The 6,320-nt window shown below is 71.5% G+C and carries 5 protein-coding genes; 4 read left to right on the top strand and 1 reads right to left on the bottom strand.

Features of this window, described 5'->3' with window-relative positions; genetic code table 11:
• Nucleotides 1–353 (bottom strand): hypothetical protein (locus FJ251_12485; protein ID MBM4118527.1); only part of this gene is annotated, 353 nt, incomplete at its 3' end.
• A gap of 154 nt (nt 354–507) precedes the next feature.
• On the opposite strand from FJ251_12485, the gene FJ251_12480 reads away from it, so the two are divergent.
• The 4 genes from FJ251_12480 to FJ251_12465 form a co-directional block, all read left to right on the top strand.
• The gene (locus FJ251_12480; protein MBM4118526.1) at nt 508–2,259 is read left to right on the top strand and encodes a hypothetical protein; all 1,752 of its coding nucleotides are present in this window, start codon (nt 508–510) and stop codon (nt 2,257–2,259) included.
• Between the two features lie 124 nt (nt 2,260–2,383).
• A complete protein-coding gene (locus FJ251_12475) occupies nt 2,384–4,846 on the top strand; it encodes a hypothetical protein (protein MBM4118525.1) in 2,463 nt (820 codons plus the stop codon).
• A gap of 233 nt (nt 4,847–5,079) precedes the next feature.
• The gene (locus tag FJ251_12470; GenBank protein MBM4118524.1) at nt 5,080–6,117 is read left to right on the top strand and encodes a hypothetical protein; all 1,038 of its coding nucleotides are present in this window, start codon (nt 5,080–5,082) and stop codon (nt 6,115–6,117) included.
• Nucleotides 6,114–6,320 (top strand): CoA protein activase (locus FJ251_12465; protein ID MBM4118523.1); only part of this gene is annotated, 207 nt, incomplete at its 3' end. The genes FJ251_12470 and FJ251_12465, both read left to right, overlap by 4 nt.

The raw sequence follows: 6,320 nt of genomic DNA, 5'->3' as shown, positions 1-6,320 counted from the left end.
AGCACCGCCAGGAAAGGCCAGTCGAGGCCCCCCACTTCCCGGAAGCGCAGTCCGCCGCGAATCGCGCTCAGGGCGACCGCGCTGCGCTCACCGGCGACCTCGCCGCGCCGGAAGCGGTCGGCCGCGGCGTTCGCGTCGCGCGGCACGCGCAGGATCAGGCTGTCCGGCCTGAAGGACAGCACCTGGCCCGCCACGCGGCTGCCGTCGGTGAGTTCCAGCTCGACGCGGTCGCCGCGCTGGAGGGCGCCGGTCTTGAGCGGAAACGCCGGCGCCGGATCGGCGCCGGGATCCAGAGCGCTCTGATGCAGCGCGCAGCCACTGCCAGCGAGCAGCACCGCGACGCTGAGCGCCATCGGAATACAGCGTGCCCGGCCAGGCCGCATCGTCACCTCCCGCGGCGAGTGTTGCCGGATCGTGCCCGATTGTCAATTGCGGGGGCGGCTTGTCGGACCCGGCGCGGACGGTCTATAATTGAGCGTTCCGCGACCCCAGCCCGAGAGGTCCGCCATGCGCCGCCTTGCTGTGCTCGTCTGCCTGCTCTGCCTGCCCGCGCTCGCTCTGGCCACGGCGCCCGCGCCCGATCCGACGCAGGACGCCGGCGCCGACTGGTCGCTCTGGCTGGAGGGCGGCCCGGGCACGCGCGTGATGCCCCCCTCGCTCGCTCCCTTCAACTATCTGCGCGAGTTCGATCAGATCGTCGAGTTCCTCGCCATCTGGCAGGTCAGCGATCAGGGGTCCCCGAACTACGGCGGTGAGATCGAGGCCGAGGCCGGTCCCCTCGGCGGCGTCATCCAAACGGACAACACCCTCGAGTCGATCTGGACCTGGGCGCGCTACAAGCAGATCACCGGTAGCACCGCCTACGACGGAAACATGACCGCCGCCTGGGTCTACTCGACCAACTACCCCGCCTGGCTCGAGGAGGGCGCCGCGGGCGACAACTACTACCGCGTGCACAACTGCGCCTGGGGCCTCACCGCGGTTCTCATGTACAAGGCAGCGACGGGCGACGCGAGCTACGACGGCTACGCCGAAACCTGCGCGCAGTACATCGTCGCCAATCCGCTTGTCATCGACGGCACGGTCTGGGCGCAGCGCCTGGACGCCTTCTGCAAGGGCTGGGCGGCCGGCAACCTCTACCTGTACGGTCAGGCCGTCGGCAACGCGAGCTACATGAACGCGGCGGTCACGCAGGGCACGGATGTCTACAACTACCTGAACGCCAGCCCCTCGACCCGCCTGTCCGAGGAGTACTGGGCGATGAGCAGCGGCACGGCGCTCTGGGGCGTCTGCAACTCGCTCTTCAAGAGCAACCCCGCGCTCGGCCAGAGCTGGCTCGCCACGAACGGCGGTTATCTCCAGATCTGGCAGGACTGGTACAACGTGCCCGGCTACGACTGGGACGCCTCCTGGAACGTGGCCTACGGCAACGCGCACTTCGCGGTCTGGGAGATCACGGGCGACGTCACTTACTGGAACAACGCGAAGTTCGTGATGGATGCCCTGCTCTCCTACGACACCGACGATGACGGCGGCATCCTCGCCGAGAGCATGGATCCCGTCACCGAGGACATGACCTGGGTGACCAACTACCTCTGCAAGTTCGGCGTCGATCGGCTGCTCGGCCCGGTGTACGCCGACGACACGGGCGTGCTGCGCTTCCTCGGCCTGGAGGACGGCGATCAGTTCGGCGCCGACGAGGCCGTGTCGATCGTCATCCTCGCGACGAACTACGGGCTCGACGCGCAGGCCGGCGTCTCGGTCGAGATCGAGGGCGGCTGGGGTTCGGGGAGCTGGTCGCGCAACCTGCCCTTCGCGGCCATCGACACCCTCGTCGTCGACGGGGCCTGGCTGCCGCCCGCGCCCGGCAGCTACACCCTGACGGCGCGCACGGTCTTGGCCGGCGATGAGAACCCCGCCAACGACGAGGTCAGCATCACGATCCACCACAACTGGCCGGTGGCCGTGCCCGAGACGGATGCCTTCGCCCGCGCGCCGCGCGTGCTCGTCAACCCCTTCCGCGCGGAGACCGGGCTCAGCTTCGCGCTCGCGGCGCCGGCGACTCTGCGTCTGGAGATCTTCGACTGCGCCGGGCGCCGCGTGGCGACGCCGGTGGCCGGCCAGCGCGCGAGCGGCGAGCAGCGCCTGGCCTGGGACGGCCGCGATGACGGGGGCCGGCCCCTGCCGGCCGGGCTCTACCTCTACCGGCTCGCCGCAGGCGAGGGCCTGCACGCGGGCAAGCTCGTGAAGCTCCGCTAGCCGGTCAGACCAGCGCCGCCCGGGTCGCCGCGGCGACCCGGGCATTTCATTGCCCTCAAGTTCCCGGTCCCTCCTTCCGATACCTGACAAGGCCCAGCTCCCTCGTGAGCAGGAAGGAGATCGCATGCGCGCGCTAGTCCGCGGCCGGGCGCTGCCCCTGGCCGGCTTCGTTCTCAGCCTCGCCCTTCTGGCCGCGCTTCTGCCCGGCGGCTGCTCCAAGAGCACCGGCCCCGAGACCGATGGACCGGACAGCGAGGCGCCCGCGATCCGCCTGCTCGAGCCGCTGGCCGTGAACCGGCAGGTGCTGCTCGTCGACACGCCGGTGGACCTCATCGCCACGCTCAAGGCCGAGGCGCCCCCGGGGTACACGCTCGAGAGCGTCGTCCTGCACAGCGTGAGCGAGTCGGGCGCCTCCCTCGGCGCGCTCGCCACCCTGACCGATACCGGGAACGCCGCCGACGCCGACATGGTAGCCGCCGACCGCATCTACTCGGGGGTCGCCGAGGCCCTGAGCTACGGCGCGCCGGGCAGCCTGCGCGTGGCGGCCTTCCTCACGGCCCGCAACGCGGCCGCCGCCATGCTCACGCTCTGGAGCGAGCGCGTCACCCTGCCGATCGAGAGCACGGAGCTCGTCTTCACGCGCGGGCCGCTCCTGGTGCCGCAGGGGCTGACCGTTGGCGCGACCGCCGACCTGCGCGTGCTCACCGAGCTGATGGTCGCCGACTCGCTGGAGGTCGAGAGCGTCGCGCTCTACCGCGTCACCAACGCCGGCGACAGCGTCAGCGTGCTCGCGCCCCTCGCCGACAACGGCGACCTCGACAACGGCGACGAGATCATGGGCGACGGCAACTACGCGGCCATCGTGCACGGGCTCTTCGCCGTCGTGCCGCAGACGATCTACCTGCGCGCGCTCGTGCGCGCCACCTCGACGGCAAGCGGCCTCAGCCACGCGCGCTGGTCGGTGATCGCCAAGCTACCGGTTCGCCACGCCCCGCCGGAGGGGCTGGTGAGCGTCGCCCTTGCCTACCAGGACTCGGTGGAGGCGCGCTGGCAGGCCGCGCTCGCCCTGGGCGGCGACCTCGAGGCCGCGCGCGCGGCGCTGCTCGCCTGGCTGGAGTCGCGGAACTACGTCGTCGACGCCTATCTCGCGCCCGACGGCGGCAGCCTCTGGGCCGTCTACAACATGGGCTTCGAGGCCGGCGTGCTGCTCGTGGACCCGACGATCGATCCCGTCTACGGCGCGAGCGCGCCGGCGACGACCGCTCGCGCGCCGCGGCGCCCCCACCGCGATCCAGCCGCAACCCGGCGCCTGATGCGTGTCGGCGAGCCCGCGCGCCCGCGCGCCGGCGGCGATCGCAACCTGGGCAACCTGAACGAGGTCGACTCGAACCTCGCCCTCGTCTACAGCCCCTTCGCGAGCTGGCTGGGCAGCCTGCCCGGCGGCGAGGATCCGGGGGCCGCGGCGGCCGCGCTCTTCGAGGCGGCGCACTGCCCGAGCTTCGGCGTGCGCCTCCTGCAAGACGGGGCCGCCGATGTCGACGCCCTGCGCGAGCTGGCGCGCTACGGCGCCGTGAGCATCTTCACGCACTCGGCGCAGCTCGCGGGCGGCCAGGTGGCGCTGCTGACGGGCGAGCCCGTCAGCTTCGCGAGCTGCCTCGAGTACGCCTGGGACCTCTTCGACACGAACCCGGCGATGTGCATCGTGCGCGCGAACGGGACGAGCGTCTTCGCCGTGAAGGCGGCCTTCGTTGCCAAGTACAGCCCGCGGCTGCCGGACACCATCCTGCAGATCGCCGCCTGCGACGTGACGGCGAACAACATCTGGCCGCTGGCCCTGCTCGGCAGCGGCGCCGGCTTCCTGACCGGCTTCGACGGCAGCATCACGGTCGAGTTCGCGAATGCGGCTTCGCTGGCGTTCTGGAGCGGCATCCTCGAGGGCGGGCTGCGCAGCGGGCCGGCGCATGCGGCCTCGCCGCAGGTCGACCCCGGCCATCGCCATGCCGCCTTCACGGCAGTCGGGAACGAGGAGCTGGCCTACGGCACCGAGCTGCAGAACGGCGATTTCGAGCTGGGCACCCTGGCGGCCTGGGACGTGGCCGGCGACGGCCGCGTCATCTCGCGCCTGGGCGACCAGGCGCCGGTGGACGGCATTGCGATGGGCATCGTTTCGACCGGCCTCGGCTACACGCTGAACACGGGCGAGCTCAACCAGACCGTCTGCGTGCCCGAAGCGGGGGACACGCTCCGGCTCGCCTACAATTACTTCTCCGAGGAATTCCTCGAGTGGTGCGGCAGCCAGTACCAGGACTTCTTCCAGGTGAGCGTGATCGACGCCGCCGCGCTGGAGACCGTGGTCTTCACGGTCCGGATCGACGACCTGTGCGATGACGTCACGCCGGCGGGCATCCAGTTCGACCAGGGGCCCGAGGGCGCGGACGCCGGCGTCTACCGCACGGGCTGGCGGGGTTTGGCACTGGACATCTCGCCCTGGGCAGGCCAGACGGTGACGCTGCGCTTCAAGGCCGGCGACATCGGCGACAGCATCTACGACTCGGCGATCCTGATCGACGGCATTCGCGTCGAGTAGCCGAACCAGATGGGGACAGGGAGCGGCTGCGGGGCTGGCCCGCAGCCGCTTCGCATTGGGGCCGGGCCGGCGGCGCGGAGTGTACACGTGACCACTGGCGGCCCCGGCTCGGCAGATCGCGGGGCAAGAGCGGATCAGGCTGTCTTCGTACTGGCGGCGCTGGGCGACAATCGCCTATCCTCGCGGCGGCGGAGGAGGGAAGCGATGGACGCGAGCGCCCACAGAGGCCGGTCGTGATCTCCCTCCGGCGAGGGCGGCGGCGCCATCCGGTCTGGCCGGGGGACCGCCCGCCGCGCGTCGGCCTGCCCGCGGCCCTGCTCGCCTACAAGTACGCCCCGCTCTGGCGCGGCTTCCTCGAGGCGCTGCCCTGCGAGGTCGTCGTGTCGCCACCGACGACGAAGGCCATCCTCTTCCAGGGCGTGCGGACCACCGTCGACGACCTCTGCATTCCGGTAAAAGCCTTCATCGGCCACTGCCTCCACCTGCGCGACGCTGGAGTTGACGCGCTGCTCGTCCCGCGCGTGATCTCGGTCGAGCGCTCGGCGAAGGCGCGCTTCAGCTGCCCCAAGTTCATCGGCCTGCCCGACATGACCCGCGCCCTGCTCGGCGAGCCGCCGCTCATCCTGGACGTCGACCACCACCTGCGCGAGCGGTCCCTGGAGAGCACCTTCCTCGAGCTGGGCGCGCGCCTCGGCTTCGGCCGCCGCACGGCGCGCGCGGCCTTCGCGGTCGCCGAGGCGCAGCAGTCCGCCTTCGCCGCCGCCGTCGCTGCCGGCGAGGACTTCCACGCCGCGGCCGGCCTGCGCGGCGGGCGGCGCGGGCCGGGCGCCGCCGCGCCTGCCGCGGCCGGCGGGCCGGCGATCGGCCTCGTCGCGCACGAGTACCTGGTCTTCGACGACTTTCTGTCGGTGGGGCTCAGCCGTCGCCTCGCGGGCCTCGGCGCGCGTGTCGAGCTGTGCACGCAGGTGCCGGCGGCCGCGATCGAGGCGGAGCTGGCCGGCATCGGCGAGGTCTCCTGGTCCTATGAGCGGCAGCTCCTGGGCGCGGTCGGCCACTTCCTCGGCCGCAAGGACGTCGACGGCATCGTCTTCCTGACCAGCTTCGCCTGCGGCACCTTCGCGGTGGTCAGCGAGTTGATCGAGCGCGAGCTGCGCCAAGGCCGCCGGAAGCCCATCCTCTACCTGACCGTGGACGAACTGACGGGCGAGGCCGGACTCCAGACGCGCCTGGAGTCCTTCTGCGACATGCTCGCCGCGCGGGTGTCCTCATGAAGGCCGCCTTCGCGCACATGGGGCACATCGACGTCAACCTCGGCGCCTGGGTGCGCCACCTCGGCATCGAGCTGCAACAGCCGCCGAAGCCGACGATGCAGAGCCTCGCCGCGGGTGTCCGTCACTCGCCCGAGCAGATCTGCATCCCCTTCAAGGCGAACCTGGGCGACCAGATCGCGGCCCTCGAAAGCGGCGTCGATCTG

This window comes from bacterium (genome assembly GCA_016873475.1).
In the GTDB taxonomy this organism is placed as follows: domain Bacteria; phylum Krumholzibacteriota; class Krumholzibacteriia; order JACNKJ01; family JACNKJ01; genus VGXI01.
Note: the sequence above shows the minus strand (reverse complement) of the source record. Positions and strands in the feature narration are given on the sequence as shown.